This window comes from Trinickia terrae (assembly GCF_005144415.1).
GTDB lineage: Bacteria > Pseudomonadota > Gammaproteobacteria > Burkholderiales > Burkholderiaceae > Trinickia_A > Trinickia_A terrae.
The window spans coordinates 436,748-462,232 of the sequence record NZ_SWJE01000005.1 but is presented as its reverse complement, the minus strand read 5'-3'; the positions used below and the strand labels follow the sequence as shown (position 1 = coordinate 462,232).

Genomic DNA, 25,485 nt, shown 5'->3' with positions numbered 1-25,485 from the left:
AAGGGCACCCAAGTGTAGCCAAGCGCGCCCGAGGCGGCATCGGGCGAAACCCGGCGCGCAGTGCGATTCGCCGCCGACCGGCACGGCCGCTGCATCGGCGGCGGCGCGCGGTCAACGGCGAGCGCGCCGCTTTAGCGCTCGCCTTCGAGCGGCGCCACCGATTGCTCGATCGAGCCGAAGATCGACTTGCCCGCCTCGTCGAATATTTCGATCTTCACGGTATCGCCGTACTTCATGAACTCGGTCTGCGGCGCGCCGTGCTCGATCGTCTCGAGGCAGCGCTTCTCGGCGATGCAGCAATAGCCGCGCTTCGCGTCCTTGTTCGAGACGGTGCCCGAGCCGACGATCGAACCGGCCCGCACATTGCGCGTCTTCGCCGCGTGCGCGATCAGCTGGCCGAAATGGAACACCATGTCGACGCCCGCGTCGGGCTGGCCGACCTTCCTGTCGTTCCAGTGGACGATCATCGGCCGGTGCACGCGGCCTTCGCGCCAAGATTCGCCAAGCTCGTCGGGCGTCACGGCGACGGGCGAGAAAGACGTCGCCGGCTTGCTCTGGAAAAAGCCGAAGCCCTTCGCGAGCTCGGCCGGAATCAGGTTGCGCAGCGACACGTCGTTGGCGAGCATCAGCAAACGCACGCCCTTTAACGCCTGCTCGGGCGTCGCGCCCATCGGCACGTCGGCGGTGATCACCGCCACCTCCGCCTCGAAATCGATGCCGAACGCCTCGGACGCGCAGACGATGTCGTCCTTCGGCCCCAGAAAATCGTCGCTGCCGCCCTGGTACATGAGCGGGTCGGTCCAGAACTCGGGCGGCATCTCGGCGCCGCGCGCGCGCCGCACGAGCTCGACGTGGTTCACGTACGCCGAGCCGTCGGCCCACTGGAACGCGCGCGGCAGCGGCGCCATGCAGTCCTTGCCGTCGAACGCGAACGTGTGGCGCGCGCGGCCCTGGTTCAGCGCATCGTAGAGCTCGCGCAGCTGCGGCGCGTAGAACGGCCAGTCGTCGAGCGCGCGCTGCAGCGTCGGCGCGATCGCGTCGGCAACGGCGGCGGTGCGCAGGTCGCGGGACACGACGATCAGCTGGCCGTCGCGCGAGCCGTCCTTCAGCGTGGCAAGTTTCATAGGAGGATTCGGGCGGTTGTAGTGACGATGGAGGGAATCTATTTTACGATGGTGAATCCACTTTCGAGCCCGCGCGCCTCGCTCATGTCCGCATCCGCCCGTTCCGGCACCGCCGAACCCTTTTCCGCGCAATCGTCCGCAGACCCCGCAGACGACGATCTCATCGAATCCGCCGACGATACTGCCGAAGAAAAAGTCCGCTCCGGCATTCAATCGATCGAAGTCGGCTTCCGCCTGCTCGACGTGCTCACGAGCGAGCCGCGCGCGATGATGCTGCGCGACCTCGCCCAGCGTGCCGGGATGAGCCCGGCAAAAGCGCACCGGTATCTCGTGAGCTTCCAGCGGCTCGGCGTGGTCGCGCAGGATCCGGTGTCGGGGCGCTATGAGCTGGGCGGCTTCGCCTTGCAGATGGGGCTTGCGCGGCTCGCGCGCGTCGACGGCGTCAAGCTCGCGCGCCTCGCGCTCGGCGAGCTGCGCGACCGGCTCGACCAGACACTCGGCATCGCGGTCTGGGGCAACCAGGGGCCGACCGTCGTCCATTGGGCGGAATCGAGCCATCCGGCCAAGGCGTCGCTGAAGCTCGGCGACGTGATGCCGCTGCTCGGCTCCGCAACCGGGCTGCTGTTCGCCGCCTATCTGCCGCGCGGCAAGACCCAGGCGCTGATCGACCGCGAGCTCGCCGATTCGCGGCGCTCGGCGTACAGCAGCGGCCCGCGCACGGCCGAGGAGGTCGAACGCGTGCTGGCCGAGGTGCGCGCGCAGGAAGGGGTGCGCGTCGAAGGCATGCTGCTGCCGACGATCCACGCGTTCTGCGTACCCGTCTTCGATGCCGCGGGTGAGCTTGCGCTGGGGCTCATCGCGCTCGGGCACGAGGGTGTCTTCGATATCCGCTGGGAAGGCGAGATCGGGGTTGAGCTACGCGCATGCGCGAAAAAGCTGTCTTACGAACTCGGGTATAGTCGAACGCCGAGGTAGGCGGCGCGATCTTGCCGCGATCTTGAACGGCAACAGCCGCGGCCTGCTCCGGCGCCTTGTCCGGGTCCGGGTTTTGCGCGGAACATCGTCGCCAGGCGTGAAGTCGAAACCGTTCGCGGTCCTTCCCCGATCGAAGCACCCGCGCGCCACGCAACCGAACCCACGCTTCAATCGATTCCTCAGTAGAAACTGCCGGTCTTCATGTCGTCCACTCTCGCCAAGCACGATCCCGTCACCCTGCCCCGAGCGCGCGAGCCGCGCGGCTGGCGCTGGGCCGCGGTGCTCGTCGCGGTCCTGGCGTTGCACTGGGTCGCCGGGGAGTGGTTCGAGCGCCATCGCGACACGCTCGCGCCCGATAGCACTACGCGCGCGCCCGTCCAAGTCGCGCTCCTCACGCCGCAGCGCATCGAGCGCAAGCCGGCAAGCGAGGCGCAGCGCCCGGCGCCCGCCACCCGCGCGAGCAAGCCGCACGCGGCGGCCGAGCATGTGCTGAGCGCGATCCGTCCCGACGCGGCGCCGAAACCAGCCCAAACCACGGCAGCGGCAGTGCCCGCCTCCGGCGCCGCCGCGGCGAACGCCCCCGCCGCCAGCGACGCTCACGCGGGCAACGCGCAAGCCGCCGAACGCAGCGCCGGCGCCAAGTTCTCGGTGCCGCCCTCGGGCGAGTTGAACTACGACACGTTCTACAACGGCGTGCAGAACCAGCCGGGCACGATCCACTGGTCGAGCGACGGCCAGACTTACGAGATGGTGGTGGCGGTGCCGCTGCCCTTCGTCGGCACGTTCTCGTACTCGAGCCACGGGCGCATCGACGCGTTCGGTCTCGCGCCCGAGCAGTACATCGAGAAACGCGGCCGCCGTCCCGAAGACGTGACGATCTTCAACCACGCAACGAAGCAGATCGCGTTCACGCGGACCCCGGCCACGCTGGCGCTTCCCGACGCCGCGCAGGACCGCTTCAGCGTCGTGATGCAGTTGGCGAGCCTCGTGCGCGGCGACCCGGACACCTACCGCCCCGGCGTCACCCGCCAGTTCTACGTGGCGGACAACGACAGCGGACAGGTCTGGCCGATCGAGACGATCGGAGACGAAACGGTCCGCACGCGCGGCGGCTTCGTGACGGCGCGCCACTTCATGCGCCTGCCGCGCAGCGACGGCGACAAGCGGCGCATCGACGTGTGGCTCGCGCCGTCGCTCGGCTGGCTGCCGGTGCGCATCCTGCAGACGGAGCCGAACGGCACGCAGTTCGAGCTGCTGTGGCGCGGCAAGCTCGCGGAGCCTGGAACCGCCGACGCGCAAGATGTGCAGGGCACGGAAGATGCGAACAGTACAGTCGGCCCGGAAAACTCGGCGAACAGCCCGGTGGAATTCACTCACGAGAAACCTTGAGCGCACGCCCACCTACTCCCGCCGCCTTGCAAGGCAAGCGAAAAACGTGGTTCGAGCTCTTTTGGCGCACGGCACGAACGTTTCGCATCACCTCGGTCTAACCTGCAGGCCCGGAAAAAATTGCAAGACTCGCGAAGTCACGCCGGGCCCACCCCTTGAAATTCCACACTATCCGCTCCATGTAGGCGGCAGAAAGGCCAGGAGCCAACAGGAATAAGGAGTGTCGCCATGCAAATGATCTACAACAGCCCAAACTACTGCGTCGTCGAATTTCCGCCGCAGGACAACCATCTCGCCATGAAGGCGGGCGGCTACGAGATCGTCGACAAGAACACCCAGCGGGAAATTTTCATCGACGGCGCGATGGCGACTCGCTTTCGCGAGCATGTCCAGCGTTTGATCGAGGAAGAGCCGTCGCTCGATGAAGTCGACGAGTTTCTGGGGCAGTTCGACAGCCTGATGAATCAACCCGTGGTGCTTCACTGAGTTACGTCGCGCAAGTATCGCGACGCCTCCAACCACGCGGCCTAGCATGGCGGCCGCACCCGAAACCCCGTTCGCAGCCGTTCGGGGTTTTCTTTTCGGGATGGCGCACGGCGCAGCCGGGCGCCGAAGCTCCCGCGCCAGCCGCCCCATGCGGCAACCGTTACAATGGCAGTCTTCTCGAATCTGCCGGCGCGAGCCGTCGCCTGACATGAACCAGCCTGCCTCCACCGCCGCTGCGGCGCGCTACACGCGCGGCGCGGCGCTGCCCGCGCTGCTCGAATCGCGCATCCTGATTCTCGACGGCGCGATGGGCACGATGATCCAGCGCTACAAGCTCGACGAAGCCCGCTATCGCGGCGAGCGCTTCAAGGACTATCGGCGCGACATCAAGGGCAACAACGAGCTGCTGTCGCTCACGCAGCCGCAGATCATCAGCGAGATCCACGAGCAATATCTCGCGGCAGGCGCCGACATCATCGAGACCAACACCTTCGGCGCGACGACCGTCGCTCAAGACGACTACGGAATGGGTTCGCTCGCGGCGGAGATGAACGTCGAATCGGCGAAGCTCGCGCGCGCAGCCTGCGACAAGTACACGACGCCGACCAAGCCGCGCTTCGTCGCGGGCGCGATCGGCCCGACGCCGAAGACCGCGAGCATCTCGCCCGACGTCAACGATCCCGGCGCGCGCAACGTCACCTTCGACGAATTGCGCGCGGCGTACTACGAACAGGCGAAGGCGCTGCTCGACGGCGGCGCCGACCTGTTCCTCGTCGAGACGATCTTCGACACGCTCAACGCCAAGGCCGCGCTCTTTGCGCTGGACGAGCTTTTCGAGGACACGGGCGAATGCCTGCCGATCATGATCTCGGGCACCGTCACCGACGCGTCGGGGCGCATCCTCTCCGGGCAGACGGTCGAGGCGTTCTGGAACTCGCTGCGTCACGCGAAGCCGCTCACCTTCGGCCTGAACTGCGCGCTCGGCGCCGCGCTGATGCGGCCGTACATCGCGGAGCTGTCGAAGCTGTGCGACGCGTACGTATCGTGCTACCCGAACGCAGGTCTGCCGAACCCGATGAGCGACACCGGCTTCGACGAAACGCCCGGCGTCACCTCCGGCTTGCTGAAGGAATTCGCGCAGGCGGGCCTCGTGAACGTGGCGGGCGGCTGCTGCGGCACGACGCCGGACCACATCGCCGCGATCGCCAAGGCGCTCGCCGAAGTGAAGCCGCGCAAGTGGCCGAGCCAGTATCGCGACGCGGCCGACGCCAGCCGCACCGCCTGAGCCGCTCACCAACCGAAGCCGAACCCGTACCGCCCGGCGCCACACGAAACTCATTGACCACGCCCTCGCCATGACCGATCACACGATGCGCCTGTCCGGCCTCGAGCCGTTCAACGTCACTTCCGGAACGCTCTTCATCAACGTCGGCGAACGCACGAACGTGACCGGCTCGAAGGCGTTTGCGCGGATGATCCTCAACGGCCAGTTCGACGAGGCGCTCGCCGTCGCGCGCCAGCAGGTCGAGAACGGCGCGCAGGTCATCGACGTCAACATGGACGAGGCGATGCTCGACTCGAAGGCGGCGATGGTGCGCTTCATGAACCTGATCGCGTCGGAGCCGGACATCGCGCGCGTGCCGATCATGATCGACTCGTCGAAATGGGAGGTGATCGAAGCGGGCCTGAAGTGCGTGCAGGGCAAGGCGATCGTCAACTCGATCTCGCTCAAGGAAGGCGAAGAGGCGTTTCGGCATCATGCGCGGCTGATCCGCCGCTACGGCGCGGCGGCCGTCGTGATGGCGTTCGACGAGCACGGCCAGGCCGACACGTTCGCGCGCAAGACCGAAATCTGCAAGCGCTCGTACGACTTCCTCGTGAACGAAGTGGGCTTCCCGCCCGAGGACATCGTCTTCGATCCGAACATCTTCGCGGTCGCGACCGGCATCGAAGAGCACAACAACTACGCGGTCGACTTCATCGAAGCGACGCGCTGGATCAAGCAGAACCTGCCGTACGCGAAGGTGAGCGGCGGCGTGTCGAACGTGTCGTTCTCGTTTCGCGGCAACGACCCGGTGCGCGAAGCGATCCACACCGTGTTCCTCTACCACGCGATCCAGGCGGGGATGGACATGGGCATCGTCAACGCGGGGCAGCTCGGCGTGTACGCGGAGCTCGATCCCGAGCTGCGCGAGCGCGTCGAGGATGTGATCCTGAACCGCCGCGACGATGCGACCGACCGTCTGCTCGAAATCGCCGACAAGTTCAAGACCGGCGCCGCGAAGAAAGAAGAAAACCTCGAGTGGCGCAACCAGCCGGTCGAGAAGCGCCTCGCGCATGCGCTCGTGCACGGCATCACGAACTTCATCGTCGACGATACCGAGGAGGCGCGTGCGAAGATCGCAGCCGAAGGCGGCCGGCCGATCAACGTGATCGAAGGCCCGCTGATGGACGGCATGAACATCGTCGGCGACCTGTTCGGGCAGGGCAAGATGTTCCTGCCGCAAGTGGTGAAATCGGCGCGCGTGATGAAGCAGGCGGTCGCGCACCTGATCCCGTTCATCGAGGAAGAGAAAAAGCAGCTCGCCGCGGCGGGCGGCGACGTGCGCGCGAAGGGCAAGATCGTCATCGCCACCGTGAAGGGCGACGTGCACGACATCGGCAAGAACATCGTGTCGGTGGTGCTCCAGTGCAACAACTTCGAAGTGGTCAACATGGGCGTGATGGTGCCGTGCAACGAGATCCTCGCGAAGGCGAAGGTCGAAGGCGCGGACATCATCGGCTTGTCGGGCCTCATCACGCCGAGCCTCGAGGAGATGGCCTACGTCGCCGCCGAAATGCAGCGCGATGACTACTTCCGCGTCAAGAAGATTCCGCTTTTGATCGGCGGCGCGACGACCTCGCGCGTGCATACGGCCGTCAAGATCGCGCCGAACTACGAAGGCCCGGTGGTGTACGTGCCGGATGCGTCGCGCTCGGTGTCGGTCGCGTCGAGCCTGCTGTCGGACCAGGGCGCGGCCAAGTACCTCGAAGAGCTCGCGGCCGATTACAACCGCATCCGCGACCAGCACGCGAACAAGAAGGCGCAGCCGATGGTCACGCTTGCCGAGGCGCGCGCGAACAAGACCAAGATCGATTGGGCGAACTACCAGCCGGTGAAGCCGAAGTTCACCGGCCGCCGCGTGTTCAAGAACTACGACTTGAACGAGCTCGCGAACTACATCGACTGGGGCCCGTTCTTCCAGACCTGGGATCTCGCCGGCCCCTACCCGGCGATCCTCAACGACGAGATCGTCGGCGAATCGGCGCGGCGTGTGTTCTCCGACGCGAAGTCGATGCTCGCGCGGCTGATCCAGGGCCGCTGGCTCACGGCGAACGGCGTGATCGCGCTCCTGCCGGCCAACACGGTCAACGGCGACGACATCGAGATCTACACCGACGAGACTCGCTCCCAGGTTGCGCTCACGTGGCGCAACCTGCGCCAGCAAAGCGTGCGTCCGGTGGTGGACGGCGTGATGCGGCCGAACCGGTCGCTCGCCGACTTCATCGCGCCGAAGGAATCGGGCGTCGCCGACTACATCGGCATGTTCGCGGTGACGGCCGGCATCGGTGTCGATGTGAAGGAAAAGCAGTTCGAGGCGGACCACGACGACTACAGCGCGATCATGCTGAAGGCGCTCGCCGACCGCTTCGCCGAGGCGTTCGCCGAAGCGCTGCACGCGCGCGTGCGGCGCGACCTGTGGGGCTACGCCGCCGCCGAAACGCTCGACAACGACGCGCTGATCGCCGAAAAGTACGCCGGCATCCGCCCGGCGCCGGGCTACCCCGCCTGCCCGGACCATCTCGTGAAGCGCGACATGTTCACCGTGCTGCAAGCGGATGAGATCGGCATGAGCGTGACCGAGTCGCTCGCGATGCTGCCGGCGGCGAGCGTGTCGGGTTTTTACCTCGCGCATCCGGACAGCACGTATTTCTCGGTGGGCAAGATCGGCCGCGACCAGCTCGAAGACTTCGCACAGCGGATGTCGCTCAGCGCGGCCGACGCTGAGCGGGCGCTCGCGCCGTTGCTCTGACGAGCGCGACGCGCCACCCGCACCGCAAGCCCGCCAAAAAACCCGTGGCTATGCGTCAACGCCCAGGTTTTGTTATTACGAAGATTTTCGGCGAGCTTTTTTTCAGCTTTCTACACTAATGCGCGGTAGCACCTGAAGCCGGGAGCGCCGCGTCGATCGGCGCCGTCCGGCCTGTCCTTCAATCGTTGCGGAGAAAATCGTATGAAGAAGCTGACGTTGCTGTGCGTTGCGCTGTCGCTGGTGGGAGGATCGTCGGTCGTTTGGGCTCAGGGCGGCGCGTCCGAGGCGAGCGCAACGAACTCCTACTCGGCCCCGAAGGAAGAGCATCACAAGAAGCCGAAAAAGGCGAAGAAGACAAAGGGCGCCAGCTCGGAGACGGCTGCACCGGCAGGCGCCAGCCAGTAACAGGCCGGTCGAGGCGCCGGAACGCGAAAGTGCGCCGGCACGGCCTGGCCTCGAAAACGAAAGAGCCCGCTTCAAGCGGGCTCCTCTCATTCGATGGCCGATCGGACAAGGCTCGGGCAACCGCCCAAGGCGGCCACTCAATCCATCCGCCCAATGGCCGCGGGCCGCGTCAGACTCCCCACAGCACGTCTACGTTTTCCTTCTTCGCCGCGCGCAGCATGTCGAGGAACGGGAACGAACGTTGCGCGAGGCCGATCGGCAATTCGTGATGCTCGTGGCCGTCCTCGCCCTCGTGATAATGGCCTTCGTGCTCGGCGCGGTCCTTCTTGTCGGTAACGATAGCCGCTTCGAGCTTCGAGATGGCCACGTCCATTTCGTCGTGCGTAATCACCCCGCGCTTGCCCAGTTGCTTGCCGACGATGCCGACGAGGTACTGCGCCAGATTCTCGAGCATCACCACATCCGGTGCGGCATGGCACTTGAAGGTAACCAACATGATCGACTCCCCTTTTTGCTTTTGATCGATTTGACTGAAACCGGCCCGCCGAAGCCTCCTCGACACGCTCCGGGCCGGGCGCGCGCGGGTACCGAAAGGTTCGGCCGCGGCGCTATTTGGACATATTAGCACCTGCTAAAATCTGCCTAGCTCGAAAAAAGCGCGCGACCGCCCGCAGCCGTGGGCCGGTATTCCAGGACGCCGGGTTCGACGCCCGGATTCAGCGCTCGACAAGACATGGCGCCGGCTCATCGTGCGGTGGAAAAACCGCCCAGTCCGGCTCCGCCGCACCCAGGCCCGTCCAGCCGGGCCTCCTCACTCGACTCAAACTGACCAGCATGCTGCCCGCTCATAAACACACTCTCGAAACCCTGCTCGCCGACAGCGTGAAGCAGGTCGCCACCCAATCGCAGGGCGCCACGGAGGCCGCGTTCGCCGCTCCCGCGATCACCCTCGAGCGCCCGAAAGCGGCCGCCCACGGCGACGTCGCCTGCAACGTCGCGATGCAGCTCGCCAAGCCGCTGCAGACCAATCCACGCCAGCTCGCGCAGCGGATCGTCGAGGCGCTCCTCGCGCAACCGGGCGCGAAAGACGTGATCGACGCGGCCGAGATCGCCGGCCCCGGCTTCATCAACCTGCGTCTCACGTCCGCCGCGAAGCAGGCGGTGGTCGGCGCCGTGTTCGCCGAGGGGAGCACGTTCGGCCGCTCCACGCGCGACGCCGGCAAGCACGTGCTGCTCGAGTTCGTGTCGGCGAACCCGACCGGGCCGCTGCATCTCGGCCACGGCCGCCAGGCCGTGCTCGGCGATTCGCTCGCCAACGTGATTGAAACCCAGGGCTGCGACGTCCACCGCGAGTTCTACTACAACGACGCCGGCGTGCAGATCGGCAACCTGGCCGTGTCGACGCAGGCGCGCGCCCGGGGCCTGAAGCCCGGCGACGCCGACTGGCCCGAGGCCGCCTACAACGGCGACTACATCGCCGACATCGCGCGCGACTACCTGAACGGCGAAACGGTCTCCGCGAAGGACGGCGAGCCGGTCACCGGCGCGCGCGACCCCGAGAACCTCGACGCGATCCGCCAGTTCGCGGTCGCCTACCTGCGCCGCGAGCAGGACATGGACCTGCAAGCACTCGGCGTGCGCTTCGACCGGTACTACCTCGAATCGTCGCTGTACACGGAAGGCCGCGTCGAGAAAACGGTGGAGTCGCTGATCGCCTCCGGCAAGACCTTCGAGCAGGACGGCGCGCTTTGGCTGCGCACCACCGACGACGGCGACGACAAGGACCGCGTGATGCGCAAGTCCGACGGCAGCTACACGTACTTCCTGCCGGACGTCGCCTACCACGTGACGAAGTGGGAGCGCGGCTTCACCAAGGTCATCAACATCCAGGGCTCGGACCACCACGGCACGATCGCGCGCGTGCGCGCGGGCCTGCAGGCGGTCGGCATCGGCATTCCGAAGGGCTATCCCGACTACGTGCTGCACAAGATGGTCACCGTGATGCGCGACGGCCAGGAAGTGAAAATCAGCAAGCGCGCGGGCAGCTATGTGACGGTGCGCGACCTGATCGAATGGTCGGGCGGCACCGCGCCGGGCACGGAGACGACGCCCGACCTGATCGACGAAGCGACGATCACACGCGGCCGCGACGCCGTGCGCTTCTTCTTGATCTCGCGCAAAGCCGACACCGAGTTCGTGTTCGACATCGACCTCGCCTTGAAGCAGAACGACGAGAACCCCGTGTACTACGTGCAGTACGCGCATGCGCGGATCTGCTCGGTGCTCGCCGAGGCGAAGTCGCGCTACGGCGACGACGAAGCCGCGCTGCCAAAAATCGACGTGTCGCCGCTCACGAGCGAGCGCGCCATGGCGCTGATGCAGAAGCTCGCCGAATATCCGGACACCCTCACGCACGCGGCCGCCGAGCTCGCGCCGCACGCGATCGCGTTCTACCTGCGCGACCTCGCGGGCGAGTTTCACTCGTTCTACAATGCCGAGCGCGTTCTCGTCGACGCTGCGGCCGAGCGTTTCGCGCGCCTCGCGCTGCTCGCCGCCACGCGTCAGGTGCTGGCGAACGGTCTTGCGACAATCGGCGTGTCCGCGCCCGCCAAGATGTGATCTCCCTCGCCATACTCCGTGATGGACCGTCGCTATAATCGGCGGTCGTCCCGATTTCTTTTTGCAGGTGATTCATACGATGGCAAAACCCAGCCGCAGTTCGTCAAGCCGCAGCACGTCAAAGCAGTCGAAGCAGTCCGGGGGCACGTTTCTCGGCATTGTGCTGGGCCTGATCGTCGGTCTCGCGATTGCGGTGGTCGTCGCGCTCTACATCACGCGCGCGCCGACGCCGTTCGTCGCGAAGGTCGCCCCGCCCGCTTCCGATACCGGCGCGGCCAGCGGAGCCCAATACGATCCGAACCGCGCGCTGCAGGGCAAGTCGCCGGGCCAGCCGGTGCCGCAGGCCACCCAGCCCGCGCCGCCCAATACCGCGCCGGGCCAGTCGAGCAACCAGACGCAATCGTCGGGCATGCTCCAGGAGCCGGAGATCATCCAGGTGCCGCCGGCGAACAACGGCGTCGCCGTCGCGCCGCAACCGTCCACGGGCGGCAGCAACGCCACGGCGCAGGCGAAGAAGCCGCAGGCGACGAGCGCACCCAACGCGCCGGCCGCCACCGCGCGCGCCACCCCGCCCGCCGCGCCACAAGGCGCAGGGCCGACGGCGCCGGGCACAAAGCCCGCTTCGCCCGCCACGGCCACCGCGAACAACGATGCGAACACCGGCTACTTCCTGCAAGTGGGCGCCTACAAGACCGAGGCGGACGCCGAGCAGCAGCGCGCGCGCCTCGCGTTCCAGGGGTTCGAGTCGAAGGTGTCGCAGCGCGACGCCGGCGGCATCACGTATTTCCGCGTCCGCATCGGGCCGTTCTCGAAATTCGAGGACATGAATTCGGCCCGCCAGCGGCTCTCCGATGCCGGCGTCGATACCGCCGTCATCCGTTTCACGAAGCAGTAACCCGAAGGCTTGCCCGCCGCGCGCCGCTGAACCAATGGCGCGCGGCGCAAGTCTGACCTTGACAGCCGCCTGGAGCCAAATCTGGCTGCCTTGGCCGCCGACCGGGCGCGACAGGCATTCGGCAGTTCACGATCACTCGCATTTACGGACCGACATGAAAAAACTGATCAGTATCCTTTTCCTTTCCCTGGGCCTTGCCGCCGGCGTCGTGCAGGCGTCGCCCTCCGCGCCGGTCGTCGGCAAGGATTACACGAAGCTCGCCGCGGCCCAGCCGGTCAGCGTGCCGGCAGGCAAGATCGAAGTCACCGAGTTCTTCTGGTACGGCTGCCCGCACTGCAACGAATTCGACCCTTACCTCGAAGCGTGGGTCAAGAAGCAGGCCCCCGACGTCGTCTTCAAGCGCATACCGGTAGCCTTCCGCGACGACTTCATCCCCCACTCGAAGCTCTATTACGCGCTCGATTCGCTCGGCCTCGCGCAGCAGTTGACGCCCGACGTGTTCAAGGAAATCCACGTCAACAAGAACTACCTGCTGACGCCGCAGGACCAAGCCAAGTTCCTCGCGACGAAGGGCGTCGACACGCAGAAGTTCCTCGCCGCCTATAACTCGTTCTCGACCGAGAGCGCGTTGAAGCGCGACCAGCAACTGCTCACCGACTACAAGATCGACGGCGTCCCGACGATCGCCGTCCAGGGCAAGTACGAGACCGGCCCGGCCGAAACCAACAGCCTGCCCGGCACGATCCAGGTGCTTGACTATCTCGTCTCGCAAGTCCGCGCGAAGAAGATGTAGTCGCCCCGAGGCCGCCGGCATGAATCCGCCCCTGAAGGTTTTCATCACCGGCGCCTCGAGCGGCATCGGTCTCGCGCTCGCCGCCGAATATGCGCGGCGCGGCGCGATTCTCGGCTTGGTTGCGCGGCGCGGCGACTTGCTCGCCGAATTCGCGCAACGCTTCCCCCAGCATTCCATTTCGATCTATCCCGCCGACGTGCGCGACGCCGCGGCGCTCGCCGACGCGGCCGCACAGTTCATCGCCCGGCATGGCTTGCCCGACGTCGTGATCGCCAATGCGGGGATCAGCAAGGGCGCCGTCACCGGGCACGGCGACCTCGACGCGTTCCGCGAAGTGATGGACGTCAACTACTTCGGCACGGTCGCCACGTTCGAGCCGTTCGCTCAAGCGCTGCGCGTCGCGCGGCGCGGCACGCTCGTCGGCATCGCGAGCGTCGCGGGCGTGCGCGGGCTGCCCGGGTCGGGCGCGTACAGCGCGTCGAAGGCGGCGGCGCTCAAGTATCTCGAGTCGCTGCGCGTCGAGATGCGTCCGCACGGCGTGGCGGTCGTCACGATCGCGCCCGGCTATATCCGCACGCCGATGACCGCGCACAATCCGTATCCGATGCCGTTCCTGATGGACGCCGGCCGCTTCGCCGAGAAGACCGCCGATGCGATCGCGCGCAAGACGCGCTTCGCCGTCTTTCCGTGGCCGATGCGCGTGGTCGCGATGCTGCTGCACGTGCTGCCGCGCTGGCTCTACGACTTCGCGTTCGAAAAGGCGCCGCGCAAGCCGCGCGCCTCGGACGCCAAGGCCACGGAGTAGCGCGATGCGTGCTGCGCCTGCCGTCGATGCCGCCGGAGTCGCACACGCCCCAGCAGGCGCGAACGCACGGATCGTGTCGCTCGTGCCGAGCATCACCGAGCTGCTGTTCGCGCTCGGGCTCGAGCGGCAGATCGTCGGACGCACCGGGTTCTGCATTCATCCGCGCGAGCACGTGCGCGCCGTGCCCAAGGTCGGCGGCACGAAAGCGGTGAAAATCGATGCTGTCCGCGCGCTGAAGCCGACGCACGCGATCGTCAACATCGACGAAAACGAAGCGCCCACGGTCGAGAAATTGCGCGCATTCGTGCCTGATATCGTCGTCACCCATCCGCTCGTGCCGCGCGACAACCTAGCGCTCTATGCGCTCCTCGGCGCGATCTTCGATCGCCAGGACGCCGCCGCGCGCCTTGCCGGCTCGCTCGAAGCGAAGCTGCGCGCGCTCGCCGTGGAGGCCTGGCCCGAGCAGCGCGTGCTTTACGTGATCTGGCGCGAGCCGTGGATGACGGTCGCGCGCGACACCTACATCTCGGCGATGCTCAGGCTCGTCAACTGGCACACCTGGCCCGCGGTGCGCGGCGGCTCCGCCGGCGCGGCGCGCTACCCGCCGTTCGATTTCGACGCGCCGTGGCTCGCGAACGTGGAGCGCGTGCTGCTGTCGAGCGAGCCGTATCGCTTCACCGCCGCGCACCGCGACGCGCTGGCCGCCGATGCGAGTCTTTCCGGCAAGACGGTGCAGTTGATCGACGGGGAAATGGTGTCGTGGTACGGATCGCGGGCCATCGCCGGGATCGACTATCTGATGCGGCTGGCGCGCGCCGCGGGCTGACGCGCTACCGGCCCGGCCGCATAACGATATTCCGATTGTTTTGTTGGCCTTGCTACGCGCTTTCGATAAAGTGCCCCGGCACGAAGCCGATCCGCACCGCAAGCCATGCGCCGCGGCTCAAAACAGATCAGAATAAGGCGGCCAGCATGCCGCATCGCTCGTTCGGGCACCCGGCTACCCGGGTTTGGACGGCACACCAAATCAGAATTTCAACGAACCGCGTCACCACGCTTGCCATGGGAGATCACATGCGCTTCAGCTTCAAACTGCGCCCCGCACTGCTTGCCGCCACGCTCGGCGCAGCGCTTGCCACATCGCCGCTCACAGTGCTCGCCAAGCCGCTCACCGTCTGCACGGAAGCCAGCCCGGACGGCTTCGACGTCGTCCAGTACAACTCGCTCGTCACGACCAACGCGTCGGCCGATGTGATCTTCAACGCGCTCGTCGCCTACGACGAGCAGCAGAAAAAAGTGGTGCCCGCGCTCGCCGCGAGCTGGGACGCGAGCGCCGATGGCCTGATCTACACGTTCCACCTGCGCCCGAACGTGCAGTTCCAGACCACCGACTACTTCAAGCCGACGCGCCCCTTCAACGCCGACGACGTCGTCTTCACCTTCAGCCGCATGCTCGACGACAGCAACCCGTGGCACAAGATCGCGGGCCCGGGCGGCTTTCCGCATGCGCAGTCGATGGGGCTTGCGAAGCTGATCAAGTCGGTCGTGAAAGTCGACGACAACACCGTGAAGTTCGTGCTCAACGAACCGAACGCGACCTTCGTGCCGATCCTGACGATGGGCTTCGCGTCGATCTACTCGGCCGAGTACGCCGATCAGCTGCTCAAGGCCGGCCAGCAGGCCGACCTGAACGCCAAGCCCATCGGCACGGGCCCGTTCGTGCTCAAGAGCTACACGAAGGACGCGATCATCCGCTACGACGCGAACCCCGCGTACTGGAGCGCCAAGCCGAAGATCGACCGGCTGATCTACGCGATCACGCCGGACCCGGCCGTGCGCGAGCAGAAGGTGAAGGCGGGCGAATGCCAGATCGCGCTGTCGCCCAAGCCCCAGGACGTCGCCGACGCGAAGAACGACAAGTCGCTGAAGATCGTGACGACACCCGCCTTCATGACTGCGTTCGTCGCGCTGAACACGCAGAAGAAGCCGCTCGACAACCCGAAGGTGCGCCAGGCGCTGAACCTCGCGTTCGACCGCAGCACCTACCTGAAGGTCGTGTTCGACAACACCGCGCTGCCCGCGAACAACCCGTATCCGCCGAACACGTGGAGCTACGCCAAGTCGATTGCCGCGTATCCGTACGACCCGGCCAAGGCGAAGAAGCTGCTCGCCGACGCAGGCTACCCGAACGGCTTCGCGACGACGATCTGGGTGCGCCCGAACGGCAGCGTGCTGAACCCGAGCCCGAAGGCGGGCGCGGAGCTGCTGCAGGCGGATCTCGCGAAGATCGGGGTGAAGGCCGAGGTGAAGGTGGTGGAATGGGGAGAGCTGATCAAGCAGGCGAAGCTGGGCCAGCACGACCTGCTCTTCATGGGCTGGGCGGGCGACAACGGCGACCCGGACAACTACCTGTCGCCGCTTTTCAGCTGCAATGCGGTGAAGTCGGGGATCAACTTCGCGCGCTATTGCGACGCGCAGCTCGACAAGCTGATTGCCGACGGCAAGGCGACGCCCGATCAAGGGAAGCGCGTGAAGTCGTATGAGGACGCGCAGCAGATCATCCACGACCAGGCGCTGTGGATTCCGCTCGGCTACCCAACCGCGGCGGCGATCACGCGCACCAATGTGAGCGGGTATCAGGTGAGCCCGTTTGGGCGGCAGAACTTTACGGCCGTAGCGGTGCAGTAAGGCTACGCAAGTCCCGCCGGGCCCGTGATATGGCAGGCTCGACGGGACTTGCGATTTACCTCGGAGCGTCGAGCGCGGCGCGCACCTGCGCGATCACCGGCGCCCAATCGCCGCGCACGGATTGACGGAACAGCCGCGCGCCCGGATACCACGGGCTGTCGGCGCGTCCCAACTGCCAGCGCCAATCCGGCGTGTACGGCAGCAGGATCCACACCGGCTTGCCCAGCGCCCCGGCCAGATGCGCGACCGCCGTGTCGACGCAAATCACCAGATCGAGTTCGGCGATCAACGCAGCGGTGTCGGCAAACGTCTCGAGCGAAGCCGAAACGTCCCTCACCGCACTCGACTGACGCAACGTTTCGCGATCCGCCTCGCGCACATCCTTCACTAGCGACACGAAGCTCGCCGCGGCGTCGAAAAGCGGCGTCCACTGTAGAAGACGCATCGAACGATTGCGATCGTTCACGTGGGTCGTGCTGCCGCTCCACGCCACGCCGATGCGAGGCCCGCGCTCGCCGGCGAGCCGCTCCCGCCACTGCGCGCGGCGCGCCGGATCGGCGTGCAGGTACGGTATCGCGGCCGGAATCGGCGCCGTGTGCGCCTTCAGCGCATGCGGCAGGCCCAACAGCGGGCAGTGGTAGTCGAACGGCGGAACGCCGTCCCTCTCGCCGATGACGCGGTCCACGCCCGGAAAATCCGAGAGGAGCGGCAACAGCGCATCCTGCACGCGCAGCACGATGCGCGCGCCCTGCCCCGCGAATCGATCGATATAGCGGACGAATTGCAGCGTATCGCCGAAGCCCTGCTCGCTGTGCAGCAGCAAGGTCTTGCCGGCGAGCGGCGCATCGCCGAGCCACACGCGCTCGCCGAAATCGTGCCGCTGACTGCCGTCGCGCCAGCGCCACTCGTATTCACGCCAGCCATGCTCGAACTGGCCGAGCAGCAGGTTCGTCTGCGCCCGGTTCGTGCGGGCGCCGGCATCGTTCGGATCAAGCTGCACGGCCTTCCTGAACACACGCAGCGCCTCATCGAAACGGTGCAGGTCGCGCAGCGCGACGCCAAGGTTCACATACGCCGCGACGCAATCGGGCTTCAGCTCGATCGCGCGGCGATAGGCGGCCATCTCGTCGTCGTAGCGCCCGAGCAGGCCGAGCGCCCGGCCCATGTTGTAGTGGACTTGCCACAGGCCCGGATTCACCTCGCGGGCGCGCACGAGCATCTGCAGCGCGCGCTCGTGCGCGCCTAGCTCGGAGAGCGACATCGCGGCAGCGTTGAGCGTCGGCAGATCGCGCGGCGTGAACTGCAGGCAGGACTCGAGCAGCTCGACGGCACGCGCATGCCGCCCCGCCGCCTGATTGGCCGTGCCCGCGTCGCGCAAGCGCTCGGCGCTCGCGGGCAGGTGCGCGAGCGCGCGATCGAAGTAGTCGGCCGCAAGCGCGGCGTCGCGCTGGCTGGCGGCGATGTAGGCGAGGCCTTCGAGTGCGTCGCCGTTGGCTGGATCGGCGTCGGCGGCCTCGCGCAGCAGTTGCGCCGCCTCGTCGAGACGGCCGGCGTGAAAGTGTTGTTGTGCCGCTTCGAGTTTGGCGGCGATCGACAGGCTCATCGGCGAATCGCTATCAGTCGGGTTGAACGCGGCTCGCGTTGCACGGCGTCGTGCTGCGGGCCGGTGTGCGCATGCGCGCACGACTGAGCGAAGTTTATCGGAAGTGCCCGGGGCCGCCTCGGGCGGCGCCGGCTTACTTATGCCACAGGCTCTGCGCGCCGGCGATGGCCAGTCCGCCGATGGCCGCCCCCGCCGCGAAGGTCTCCGCGTTCGTCGCGCAACCCTGCAAGCCCAGCGCGAGCGCGACAACGATCAGGATCTTGTACATGATGTTCCCCGTCAGGTAGTGAGATGCCTGCTCTAACGGCACCCATCGGGGCCGCTTGAGAAATGTCCGCAGAGGCACGCCTCACCAACACTTTCTCGATCAGATATGGGATCCTGACTTTATGCCGGAAGACAAGCCGCCTCGATGGCCAGCCCGCTCCCGCGCGCTCAATTCTTCGAGCGCTTGTTCACCGTGGACAGGTCCTCGGTAAGGCTCGCGCGCAGCGTAGCGATCGCGTCGTCGGCGTGCGCGGGCTTCAACTGGACGCGAGCCAGCGAGTCGTACACGTAGTTGCGGATCGCCGGATCCTGCGTCTCCTTCAGCACGTCGTGATAAACGCCGACGATGTCGTCTTCGCGTCCCGTGATCGCATAGAGGCGATGCAATTGCTCGAGGTCGTTGATGACCATGGAGCGCGGAAACGTCAGCGGCGCGGCGCTCGCGTCGTACCGCAGCACGGCGTGCTCGCCACCTGGCGGCGGCATGCCGGGCAGGTCCTCTGCGAGAGCGAGCGAAGCGGACGTCGCCAGGACGGCGATCGTCGATGCGGTGAGGAAAAGCTTTTTCATGGCGGGGTCCTTTCGTCGATGGCAGCCGGCGCAAACGCGCCAATGGCGACAGACGATAGCGCTTGCGCGCGCGTCAGGCGACCACCGGGTTCTCACGACGTCTTACACGCGGCGGCCGCCAATCCCCACAGGGAAATAATCGGTAAGCAACCCAAAGAGTCGGTGAGCAATTGCGAACCGGACGCCTTGTTTGCCCCATTGAAACCGCCGGACGTGAATCAGGATGATGGTGCCAGCTTGCGAAAAGCCGGCACGCAGCCCCACTTTCCACTACCGGATGCCGCACATGCCAATCGATCCGCGCGCACGCCACGCCGCCAGGCGCCTGGCGCAATTTCACCTTGTCCAGATCTCCCAGCTCGCCCGCGCCGCCGCCGCGTGCGCGGCCGCCGCGTTCGCCTTCACGGCGGCGCATGCGGGCGAAACGGCCGAGCCGCCCGATATCTGCCCCGCGCTGAAGACGATCGTCGCGTCGTCCGACTATGCGCACCTGCGTTCGGAGCCCGCCGCGAAGCTGCCGGGCGTCGACGCAGCCGACGACTGCCACACGAGCGCCCACGTGCTCGATTGCCGCTGGCACGCGCACTGGAAGGCCGACGGCTTCGTCAACGATCCGCTCGAGGAACTGGGCGCCGACGTCGCCGCCTGCCTGCCGAACGTCGTGCACGACGTCAACACGCCGACGCGCCAGCACTTCATCGTCAAGGCCGCCGACCGGCGCGTGAACGTCACCGCGAGCGTGGTCGGGCAGGACGAGCTGCGCCTGCGCGTGACGCGCTGACACGCGGCCCCCGCCGGACACCCCTCGCATGCGAACGCCAACGCGCATGAGATTGCTTCGCGGCTCGGCTCCGCGCACGAAGCGCACGCAGCGTCCGCTCGCGTGCGGCCTGCGGCTCGCCTGCGCCGCCGCCGCGGCGCTCGCGCTCAACGGCTGCGCATGGACGCTGATCACCGCCGTCGACGCCGCAGGCTCCGTGGTCCAGGCGGGGTTCGCCGTCTCGTCGCACTACTCGTCGCCGACGTTCGTCAACGGCGATCCGGTGGCGCTGCGCCATGTCTGCATCGAATGGAACCAGAACGTGTCGGTCGGCGACTTCGTGCCGTCGCTGCAGCTCGCACTCTCCCGCCGCGGCGTGCGCTCGGACGTCTACAACCCGGGCGCCTCGCCGCCCGGCTGCGAGGCGCGGCTCGTCTACAGCGCGGCGATCGACTACGGCCGCCCGTCATTCAGCGACGCGTCCACGGCCTACCTCTCGGAGATCGATCTGACGCTGATTCAGAACGGCCGGATCGCCGTGTCCGCGCGCTACGAGACGCAAGGCCTGAACAGCGACCGCTTCTCGAGCTCGTCGACGAAGCTGCGCGGGCTGATCGACCGGATGGTGGCCGAACAACCGTCGCACGATTTGAGCCTGTTCGCGAAGAGCTCGACGAGCAATTGAGGCTGGCAGCACGCGCATTCGCGGCGGCCGTGCCGGTGCGCGGAAAGAAACCGCAAGACTCCGGCAATACGGATCAAATTTACGACTTTTAGAATTGATGGCATGACACACCATATCCTGATCGTAGAAGACGACCCCGTAGTGCGCGATCTGGTGCGCGAGTTCCTGCAGTCGCAGGGCTATGCCGTGTCCGTCCTGCACAGCGGCAAGGGCTTGAAGCGCCGTCTGCAGATCGAGCGTCCCACGCTCGTCATACTCGACATCATGATGCCGGAGAAGGATGGCATCACCGCGCTCAAGGAATTGCGCGTGGCGGGCGACGACATCCCCGTGATCCTGCTGACCGCGCGCGCCGACGTGATCGACCGCGTGGTCGGCCTCGAGCTCGGCGCGGACGACTACGTCGCCAAGCCGTTCGATCCGCGCGAGCTGCTCGCGCGCATCCGCAACGTGCTGCGCCGCCACGGCGCGATCGTGCCGGGCGCGCCGGAGAACCTGCCGCCGTACCGCTTCGGGCGCTTCGAGGTGAATTTCTCGTCGCGCGAGCTGAGCCGCGACGGCGAGCGCATCACGCTGCGCTCGGGCGAATTCGCCACGCTCAAGATCTTCGTCAAGAACGCGATGACGGTCTTGACGCGCGCGCAGCTCAACGAGAAGCTGCGCGGGCACGGCGTCAGCTATCGCGACCGCAGCCTCGACGTGTCGATCTGGCGTCTGCGGCGGCTCCTGGAGAACGACCCTTCCGAGCCGCGCTACGTGCAGACCGTGTGGGGCCAAGGCTATATCTTCGTGCCGCACGGCGAGCTCGGCGCGGCCGAGCGGTTCATGCAAGAGCAATCTGTGCAGACGGTGCAGACAGTGCAAACGGCGCAGGCGCACTGAAAAGAAATAAGGCGGCGCGGCATGCGCCGCTCGCCTCGCTGCCCGGCCTCCCTCGCACTGGTTGGGGCCTGTTCACACTAATAACAGGCCCTAGTACGTCAGCACGCTGAGAAACATATGCTGCAGCCAGCCCAACGTCGTCGCATCGTTCAGCATGCCGACGCCCGCCTGCTCGATGCGCGCATTCGCGACCTTGCTCGAAGGGACGTAGTTGTTGATGCCGATGTCCTTGGGATTGACGACGCCCGACAGCCGCATCCGCTCGTGCTGCCCGCGCGTCGCGATCACCTTCTCGCCCGAGACCAGCAGGTTGCCCGACGGCAGCGTGCCGATCACCGTGACGGCCAGCTCGCCGGTCATGCCGCTCGTGTTCGAGATGTTGCCGTGGCCCTTGAATTCCGTCGACGCCGAGCCGATGTTGAAGAGCTTCGCGAGCGACGAGGCCGCTTTCGTCGACTTGTCCGCGGCATCGGCGGTGATGTCGCTCGATCGGTTCGCGGCGGCATCGGTCACGTCGCTGTCCGTGTAGCTCTCCGAGAGCTGGATCGTGAGCACGTCGCCGATATGCTGCGCGCGCGGCGTCTCGTACATCAGCAGCGCGGTGCTCGTCTGGTAGATCGAGCCCTCCGTGTTGACGTTGAGCGGCGCGCTTTGCAGCGGCGGATACATCGGCGTTTCGACGATCGACTGCTGCGGGCTGGAGCACGCGGCGAGGCTTGCCGTTGCGGCAGCCAGTGCGGCCCTGACGGCCGCGCGTGAAGTGATCATGTTTTCCCTCGCGCCAAAAGCGATAGACGGGGATGGGAGAGAGCAGCGCGCGTCAGCCGGTATCGGCGGAGCTCGTCTGCCATTGCCGCTCGACCGACCTCACCTGCGCGTCGGCGTGCTTGAGCAGATAGGTCAGCGTGGCGCTGCGCGTGCCCGGCAGGAAGCACAGCGTGATCGAGCTCACCGCGTTCTCCCAGACATAGACCGGCGTCGCGCTGCTCGCGGTTCGCTCCATGCCGGCGTCGAGGCGCGCCTTGCCGTATTTCTTGTCCAGCGCGTTCAGAAGATCGCTGCCCGTCGCCTCGTCGATCACGAACGACATCTCGTAGAGCCGCAGCGGACCCTGCCCGTCCGGGCTCGCGAAGCGCAGCACGTGATCGATCGCAGGCACGCCGTCGACCACCGCCTGCGACGCCTGCCAGGCGTCGTGCTCCTGGTGCCCCCAGCGGCACGCGATCGTCAGGCTGTCGGCGGTCTTGAAACGCATGCCGAGGGCGGCGGCCACCGTGTCCGTCTCGCAGATCGCGACGCTGCCGGCGGGAATCGCGCGCGCGGCCTCGAGGGAGCGGAACGCGTCGAGCGTCTCGCCGAGCACGATGCCGCGGAAGCTGAAGGGCTCGTCGGCGGCCGCGGGCTTGGCCGCCGCGCCGGCGCCCGAAGCCTTCGCCTTCACGGCGTGCCGCGCGCGATGCGCCGCCGGCGCGGGATCGGCGCGCAGATCCGTCGCAACGCTTGTGAAGACGACGCAAGCGACGGCCAATGCACAAGCGGACGGAGTGATCTTCATTGTCTTAATCGATTGCCTTGGCGCAGGCGTCGAACGGTGTCGCCGCGGCATGACCGACGCCGGGCACGATATCCACCACCGCCGAGGTCAGCCGGCACGGAAAAGCGAGCAACCCGCAGCCAGCGAGTTGCGAAAGCGTGACGCCGAGCGCGAGCCACGCGGCCGCGCGCAAGGAGCGCCTGATGAGTTTGGAATTGCGCACTACGGCTCCCGGCGCTTACGCGGTCGTGTTGATGTTGTTGCCGATCAGGCCGCCCGGCGCGGCGGGCTGTGCCGGCGTCGTTGCGGGCAGCGCGGGAAGCGTGTCGGTGCTGTTGCGCTGCCCCGGCGGCTTGGGCCAGTTGTGCGTGGTGGTCGCTTCGGTAGCCGGGCTGATGTTGCCGTTGATGTTCATCGGAGCTCTCGCTTGGGATTGCGGTTGGGACAGAATGAATGATCCCGCCGCGCGCACGCGCACGATGGCGCAAGAAACGAGCGCTTTTCGACAGCTCTTACGAGGTGTTACCGGAATGCACGAAGTCTTTCCGCAAGCGGCGGAAACCGCGCGATGCGCGCCGCGAACGGCACGCGGCGCAGGCCGATGGCAGAGGCCGCGCTCGTGCACTATCCTGAGACGGTTCCGCCGGCGCCTGGCGTAAGGTGCCGCCGCCCACCCGACCGGAGACGTCATGTCCTACTTGCTGCTGATCGTCGAGCCCGCAGACCAGCGCGCCCAACGCCCTCTCGAAGACGGGCGCGCCGCCTACGACGCGATGGTGCGTTTCGCGGAAAGCCTCAAGGCGCGCGGCGTGCTGCGCGCGGTCGAATCGCTCGCGTCGACCGACAAAGCCGTGCGCGTGCAGGTGCGCGGCGGCGAGCCCCGGCTCGTCGATGGGCCGTTCGCCGAGGCCAAGGAGATGGTCGGCGGCTTTTTCCTGCTCGACTGCAAGAGCCTCGACGAAGCCATCGCGATCGCGGCGGAATGCCCGGCCGCGAAGTGGTGCACCATCGAAGTCCGCAAGGTCGCGCCTTGCTACGAATGAAGGGATGGGGCGAGGCCCGCGCGGGCTGCGCACGACACAGGGGTTTACCCTGACTCGCATGCGCAAATGTCGATCCGCGCGCGCATGGTTCGTCGTACAGGCAGAAGCGCGATCCCGCCCTTCTCACCCGCTTTTATTCAAAGGAGAACTGCAATGCGATTCATGATCATGGTGAAGGCCACGCCGACGAGCGAATCCGGCGCGATGCCGGAAGAATCGCTGATCGCCGCGATGGCGGCCTATCACGAGGAACTGGCCAAGGCCGGCGTGCTGCTCGACGCCACGGGCCTGCAGCCGAGCTCGAAGGGCTGGCGCATCCGCTATTCGGGCGGCAAGCGCACCGTCGTCGACGGCCCGTTCACCGAAACGAAGGAGCTGATCGCCGGCTATACGCTGATCCAGGTGCGCTCGCGCGAAGAAGCGCTGGAATGGACGCGGCGCTTCCCGGCGCCGTTCGGCGAGATGGCCGATGGCGAGATCGAGGTGCGGCAGCTCTTCGAGCTCGAAGACTTCGAGCCGAACGATGCGGTCGAGCGCTTCCGCGATCTCGAAGCGTCGCGCCGCGACGCATGACGCACCGGAGTTCACCGTGACGCTGGCGTCGACGCAAAAAGCGATCGAAGCGGTCTGGCGGATCGAATCGTCGCGCGTGATCGCGCACGTGGCGCGCGTGGTGCGCGACGTGGGCCTCGCCGAAGAGATCGCGCAGGACGCGTTCGTCGCCGCGCTCGAGCATTGGCCGCAAGAAGGCGTGCCGGACAACCCGGGCGCCTGGCTGATGTCGACGGCCAAGAACCGCGCGCTCGACAAGCTGCGGCTCGACGCGCTGCATGCGCGCAAGCATGAAGAGCTCGGCCGCGAGCTCGACGCGCTCGAGACGCACATCGTGCCCGACTTCGTCGACTCGCTCGACGCGGCGCGCGCCGACGACATCGGTGACGACCTGCTGCGGCTCATCTTCACCGCCTGCCACCCGGTGCTTTCGACCGATGCGCGCGTGGCGCTCACGCTGCGCCTCATCGGCGGCCTGACGACGGACGAGATCGCACGCGCGTTCCTGGTGCCCGAGCCGACCATCGCGCAGCGGATCGTGCGCGCGAAGCGCACGCTGCGCGCGGCGGGCGTGCCGTTCGAGGTGCCGCAGAAAGACGCGCGTGCGGCGCGGCTCGCGTCGGTGCTCGAGGTGATCTACCTGGTCTTCAACGAAGGCTACGCGGCCACCGCCGGCGACGACTGGATGCGCCCCGCGCTCTGCGACGAGGCGCTGCGCGTCGGCCGCATCCTCGCCGGGCTCACGCCCGGCGAGAGCGAAGTGCATGGCCTCGTTGCGCTGATGGAGATCCAGGCGTCGCGCACGCATGCGCGCGTCGACGCCAACGGCCAGCCCGTGCTGCTCGCCGACCAGGACCGCTCGCGCTGGGACTGGCTGCTGATCCGCCGCGGGCTCGCCGCGCTCGAACGCGCGCGCACGCTCGGCGGAGCGCTCGGGCCATACGCATTGCAAGCGGCGCTCGCGGCCTGCCACGCGCGCGCCCGCAGCGCCGAGGAAACCGATTGGGTGCAGATCGTCGCGCTCTACGACGCGCTCGCGCAGATCAGCCCGTCGCCCGTCGTCGAGCTGAACCGGGCCGTCGCGCTCGGCATGGCGTTCGGTCCCGAGGCAGGGCTCGAAGTCGTCGATGCGCTCACCGCCGAGCCGACGCTCGCGAACTATCACTGGCTGCCGAGCGTGCGCGGCGACCTGCTCGCGAAGCTCGGACGGACCGGCGAGGCCCGAGCCGAGTTCGAGCGCGCCGCCGCGATGACGCGCAATACGAGAGAGCGCGAGCTGCTGCTCGCGCGGGCGCGGCAGGCGGCGAGTAAGTAGCCGCGGCGCCCAGGGCCTGTTC

General features: G+C 67.0%; 27 protein-coding genes. 18 read left to right on the top strand and 9 right to left on the bottom strand.

Annotation, left to right across the window (positions count from 1 at the left end):
• Positions 1–131 precede the first annotated feature (131 nt).
• Positions 132–1,124 carry a fumarylacetoacetate hydrolase family protein gene (locus tag FAZ69_RS11375; RefSeq protein WP_136894358.1) on the bottom strand — a complete coding sequence of 331 codons (993 nt, stop codon included), beginning with the start codon at positions 1,122–1,124 and terminating at the stop codon, positions 132–134.
• Positions 1,125–1,208: 84 nt separating this feature from the next.
• Between FAZ69_RS11375 and FAZ69_RS11370 the strand changes: the two genes are divergently transcribed.
• From FAZ69_RS11370 to FAZ69_RS11345, 6 genes are all read left to right on the top strand, one after another.
• Entirely contained in the window at positions 1,209–2,099 is an 891-nt protein-coding gene (locus FAZ69_RS11370) for an IclR family transcriptional regulator (RefSeq protein ID WP_439654761.1), read from the top strand.
• A gap of 201 nt (positions 2,100–2,300) precedes the next feature.
• On the top strand, positions 2,301–3,488 hold the full coding sequence (locus FAZ69_RS11365) for a DUF3108 domain-containing protein (RefSeq protein ID WP_136894354.1): 1,188 nt from the start codon (positions 2,301–2,303) through the stop codon (positions 3,486–3,488).
• 228 nt (positions 3,489–3,716) lie between these two features.
• Positions 3,717–3,974, top strand: a complete 258-nt coding sequence (locus FAZ69_RS11360; protein WP_136894352.1) for a BTH_I0359 family protein — start codon at positions 3,717–3,719, stop codon at positions 3,972–3,974.
• Between the two features lie 208 nt (positions 3,975–4,182).
• Entirely contained in the window at positions 4,183–5,259 is a 1,077-nt protein-coding gene (locus FAZ69_RS11355) for a homocysteine S-methyltransferase family protein (RefSeq protein WP_136894350.1), read from the top strand.
• Positions 5,260–5,311: 52 nt separating this feature from the next.
• On the top strand, positions 5,312–8,047 hold the full coding sequence (gene metH, locus FAZ69_RS11350; RefSeq protein ID WP_255451531.1) for a methionine synthase: 2,736 nt from the start codon (positions 5,312–5,314) through the stop codon (positions 8,045–8,047).
• Positions 8,048–8,248: 201 nt separating this feature from the next.
• Positions 8,249–8,452 (top strand): acid-shock protein, encoded by a 204-nt coding sequence (locus tag FAZ69_RS11345; RefSeq protein WP_136894346.1) that lies wholly within the window; start codon positions 8,249–8,251, stop codon positions 8,450–8,452.
• A 169-nt stretch (positions 8,453–8,621) separates the two neighbouring features.
• Here the strand turns inward: FAZ69_RS11345 and FAZ69_RS11340 are convergent, their stop codons facing one another.
• Entirely contained in the window at positions 8,622–8,948 is a 327-nt protein-coding gene (locus FAZ69_RS11340) for a DUF1840 domain-containing protein (RefSeq protein WP_136894344.1), read from the bottom strand.
• 338 nt (positions 8,949–9,286) lie between these two features.
• On the opposite strand from FAZ69_RS11340, the gene argS reads away from it, so the two are divergent.
• From argS to FAZ69_RS11310, 6 genes are all read left to right on the top strand, one after another.
• Positions 9,287–11,071: an arginine--tRNA ligase gene (gene argS, locus FAZ69_RS11335; RefSeq protein ID WP_136894342.1), complete on the top strand. Its 1,785-nt coding sequence runs from the start codon at positions 9,287–9,289 to the stop codon at positions 11,069–11,071.
• 61 nt (positions 11,072–11,132) lie between these two features.
• Positions 11,133–11,966, top strand: coding sequence for an SPOR domain-containing protein (locus tag FAZ69_RS11330; protein WP_169708610.1), 834 nt, complete (start codon positions 11,133–11,135; stop codon positions 11,964–11,966).
• A 154-nt stretch (positions 11,967–12,120) separates the two neighbouring features.
• On the top strand, positions 12,121–12,759 hold the full coding sequence (locus FAZ69_RS11325; protein WP_136894338.1) for a thiol:disulfide interchange protein DsbA/DsbL: 639 nt from the start codon (positions 12,121–12,123) through the stop codon (positions 12,757–12,759).
• Positions 12,760–12,778: 19 nt separating this feature from the next.
• Complete coding sequence (locus FAZ69_RS11320) at positions 12,779–13,564, top strand: SDR family oxidoreductase (protein ID WP_136894336.1); 786 nt, start codon at positions 12,779–12,781, stop codon at positions 13,562–13,564.
• A gap of 4 nt (positions 13,565–13,568) precedes the next feature.
• The gene (locus FAZ69_RS11315) at positions 13,569–14,390 is read left to right on the top strand and encodes a helical backbone metal receptor (RefSeq protein WP_136894334.1); all 822 of its coding nucleotides are present in this window, start codon (positions 13,569–13,571) and stop codon (positions 14,388–14,390) included.
• Between the two features lie 248 nt (positions 14,391–14,638).
• Complete coding sequence (locus FAZ69_RS11310) at positions 14,639–16,252, top strand: ABC transporter substrate-binding protein (RefSeq protein WP_136894333.1); 1,614 nt, start codon at positions 14,639–14,641, stop codon at positions 16,250–16,252.
• A 55-nt stretch (positions 16,253–16,307) separates the two neighbouring features.
• Here FAZ69_RS11310 and FAZ69_RS11305 read toward each other — a convergent pair whose 3' ends face one another.
• The 3 genes from FAZ69_RS11305 to FAZ69_RS11300 all read right to left on the bottom strand — a co-directional run bounded on the left by FAZ69_RS11305 (position 16,308) and on the right by FAZ69_RS11300 (position 18,692).
• Entirely contained in the window at positions 16,308–17,855 is a 1,548-nt protein-coding gene (locus tag FAZ69_RS11305; protein WP_136894331.1) for a tetratricopeptide repeat protein, read from the bottom strand.
• Positions 17,856–17,988: 133 nt separating this feature from the next.
• Positions 17,989–18,123: a hypothetical protein gene (locus FAZ69_RS34195; protein ID WP_255451527.1), complete on the bottom strand. Its 135-nt coding sequence runs from the start codon at positions 18,121–18,123 to the stop codon at positions 17,989–17,991.
• 167 nt (positions 18,124–18,290) lie between these two features.
• Positions 18,291–18,692: a hypothetical protein gene (locus tag FAZ69_RS11300; protein ID WP_136894329.1), complete on the bottom strand. Its 402-nt coding sequence runs from the start codon at positions 18,690–18,692 to the stop codon at positions 18,291–18,293.
• 286 nt (positions 18,693–18,978) lie between these two features.
• On the opposite strand from FAZ69_RS11300, the gene FAZ69_RS11295 reads away from it, so the two are divergent.
• The 3 genes from FAZ69_RS11295 to FAZ69_RS11285 all read left to right on the top strand — a co-directional run bounded on the left by FAZ69_RS11295 (position 18,979) and on the right by FAZ69_RS11285 (position 21,019).
• Complete coding sequence (locus tag FAZ69_RS11295) at positions 18,979–19,473, top strand: hypothetical protein (protein WP_136894327.1); 495 nt, start codon at positions 18,979–18,981, stop codon at positions 19,471–19,473.
• A 46-nt stretch (positions 19,474–19,519) separates the two neighbouring features.
• Positions 19,520–20,137, top strand: coding sequence for a hypothetical protein (locus tag FAZ69_RS11290; RefSeq protein ID WP_240702189.1), 618 nt, complete (start codon positions 19,520–19,522; stop codon positions 20,135–20,137).
• 102 nt (positions 20,138–20,239) lie between these two features.
• Positions 20,240–21,019, top strand: coding sequence for a response regulator (locus FAZ69_RS11285; protein WP_136894325.1), 780 nt, complete (start codon positions 20,240–20,242; stop codon positions 21,017–21,019).
• Between the two features lie 90 nt (positions 21,020–21,109).
• Here FAZ69_RS11285 and FAZ69_RS11280 read toward each other — a convergent pair whose 3' ends face one another.
• The 4 genes from FAZ69_RS11280 to FAZ69_RS33235 are packed head-to-tail and all read right to left on the bottom strand — an operon-like array spanning position 21,110 to position 22,968.
• On the bottom strand, positions 21,110–21,787 hold the full coding sequence (locus tag FAZ69_RS11280) for a flagellar basal body L-ring protein FlgH (protein WP_136894323.1): 678 nt from the start codon (positions 21,785–21,787) through the stop codon (positions 21,110–21,112).
• A gap of 52 nt (positions 21,788–21,839) precedes the next feature.
• Complete coding sequence (locus FAZ69_RS11275) at positions 21,840–22,574, bottom strand: hypothetical protein (protein ID WP_136894320.1); 735 nt, start codon at positions 22,572–22,574, stop codon at positions 21,840–21,842.
• A 4-nt stretch (positions 22,575–22,578) separates the two neighbouring features.
• A complete protein-coding gene (locus FAZ69_RS11270) occupies positions 22,579–22,776 on the bottom strand; it encodes a DUF6726 family protein (RefSeq protein WP_136894319.1) in 198 nt (65 codons plus the stop codon).
• 15 nt (positions 22,777–22,791) lie between these two features.
• Positions 22,792–22,968 (bottom strand): hypothetical protein, encoded by a 177-nt coding sequence (locus FAZ69_RS33235; protein WP_169708609.1) that lies wholly within the window; start codon positions 22,966–22,968, stop codon positions 22,792–22,794.
• 274 nt (positions 22,969–23,242) lie between these two features.
• Between FAZ69_RS33235 and FAZ69_RS11265 the strand changes: the two genes are divergently transcribed.
• The 3 genes from FAZ69_RS11265 (at position 23,243) to FAZ69_RS11255 (ending at position 25,463) form a co-directional block, all read left to right on the top strand.
• Positions 23,243–23,596, top strand: coding sequence for a YciI family protein (locus tag FAZ69_RS11265; RefSeq protein WP_136894316.1), 354 nt, complete (start codon positions 23,243–23,245; stop codon positions 23,594–23,596).
• Positions 23,597–23,749: 153 nt separating this feature from the next.
• Positions 23,750–24,169 (top strand): YciI family protein, encoded by a 420-nt coding sequence (locus FAZ69_RS11260; protein WP_136894314.1) that lies wholly within the window; start codon positions 23,750–23,752, stop codon positions 24,167–24,169.
• Between the two features lie 16 nt (positions 24,170–24,185).
• Entirely contained in the window at positions 24,186–25,463 is a 1,278-nt protein-coding gene (locus tag FAZ69_RS11255; protein ID WP_136894948.1) for an RNA polymerase sigma factor, read from the top strand.
• Positions 25,464–25,485: the final 22 nt, after the last annotated feature.

Excerpts from the sequence above, each read along its gene's own strand:
- FAZ69_RS11340 (WP_136894344.1), bottom strand. The coding sequence starts at position 8,948 with ATGTTGGTTACCTTCAAGTGCCATGCCGCACCGGATGTGGTGATGCTC.
- FAZ69_RS11305 (WP_136894331.1), bottom strand. The coding sequence starts at position 17,855 with ATGAGCCTGTCGATCGCCGCCAAACTCGAAGCGGCACAACAACACTTT.
- FAZ69_RS11280 (WP_136894323.1), bottom strand. The coding sequence starts at position 21,787 with ATGATCACTTCACGCGCGGCCGTCAGGGCCGCACTGGCTGCCGCAACG.
- FAZ69_RS11360 (WP_136894352.1), top strand. The coding sequence starts at position 3,717 with ATGCAAATGATCTACAACAGCCCAAACTACTGCGTCGTCGAATTTCCG.
- FAZ69_RS11265 (WP_136894316.1), top strand. The coding sequence starts at position 23,243 with ATGTCCTACTTGCTGCTGATCGTCGAGCCCGCAGACCAGCGCGCCCAA.
- FAZ69_RS11320 (WP_136894336.1), top strand. The coding sequence starts at position 12,779 with ATGAATCCGCCCCTGAAGGTTTTCATCACCGGCGCCTCGAGCGGCATC.
- FAZ69_RS11290 (WP_240702189.1), top strand. The coding sequence starts at position 19,520 with ATGAGATTGCTTCGCGGCTCGGCTCCGCGCACGAAGCGCACGCAGCGT.
- FAZ69_RS11375 (WP_136894358.1), bottom strand. The coding sequence starts at position 1,124 with ATGAAACTTGCCACGCTGAAGGACGGCTCGCGCGACGGCCAGCTGATC.
- FAZ69_RS34195 (WP_255451527.1), bottom strand. The coding sequence starts at position 18,123 with ATGTACAAGATCCTGATCGTTGTCGCGCTCGCGCTGGGCTTGCAGGGT.
- FAZ69_RS11260 (WP_136894314.1), top strand. The coding sequence starts at position 23,750 with ATGCGATTCATGATCATGGTGAAGGCCACGCCGACGAGCGAATCCGGC.
- FAZ69_RS11310 (WP_136894333.1), top strand. The coding sequence starts at position 14,639 with ATGCGCTTCAGCTTCAAACTGCGCCCCGCACTGCTTGCCGCCACGCTC.
- FAZ69_RS11285 (WP_136894325.1), top strand. The coding sequence starts at position 20,240 with ATGACACACCATATCCTGATCGTAGAAGACGACCCCGTAGTGCGCGAT.
- FAZ69_RS11315 (WP_136894334.1), top strand. The coding sequence starts at position 13,569 with ATGCGTGCTGCGCCTGCCGTCGATGCCGCCGGAGTCGCACACGCCCCA.
- FAZ69_RS11295 (WP_136894327.1), top strand. The coding sequence starts at position 18,979 with ATGCCAATCGATCCGCGCGCACGCCACGCCGCCAGGCGCCTGGCGCAA.
- FAZ69_RS11345 (WP_136894346.1), top strand. The coding sequence starts at position 8,249 with ATGAAGAAGCTGACGTTGCTGTGCGTTGCGCTGTCGCTGGTGGGAGGA.
- FAZ69_RS11365 (WP_136894354.1), top strand. The coding sequence starts at position 2,301 with ATGTCGTCCACTCTCGCCAAGCACGATCCCGTCACCCTGCCCCGAGCG.
- FAZ69_RS11325 (WP_136894338.1), top strand. The coding sequence starts at position 12,121 with ATGAAAAAACTGATCAGTATCCTTTTCCTTTCCCTGGGCCTTGCCGCC.
- FAZ69_RS11275 (WP_136894320.1), bottom strand. The coding sequence starts at position 22,574 with ATGAAGATCACTCCGTCCGCTTGTGCATTGGCCGTCGCTTGCGTCGTC.
- FAZ69_RS33235 (WP_169708609.1), bottom strand. The coding sequence starts at position 22,968 with ATGAACATCAACGGCAACATCAGCCCGGCTACCGAAGCGACCACCACG.
- FAZ69_RS11355 (WP_136894350.1), top strand. The coding sequence starts at position 4,183 with ATGAACCAGCCTGCCTCCACCGCCGCTGCGGCGCGCTACACGCGCGGC.
- FAZ69_RS11300 (WP_136894329.1), bottom strand. The coding sequence starts at position 18,692 with ATGAAAAAGCTTTTCCTCACCGCATCGACGATCGCCGTCCTGGCGACG.
- FAZ69_RS11370 (WP_439654761.1), top strand. The coding sequence starts at position 1,209 with ATGTCCGCATCCGCCCGTTCCGGCACCGCCGAACCCTTTTCCGCGCAA.
- argS (WP_136894342.1), top strand. The coding sequence starts at position 9,287 with ATGCTGCCCGCTCATAAACACACTCTCGAAACCCTGCTCGCCGACAGC.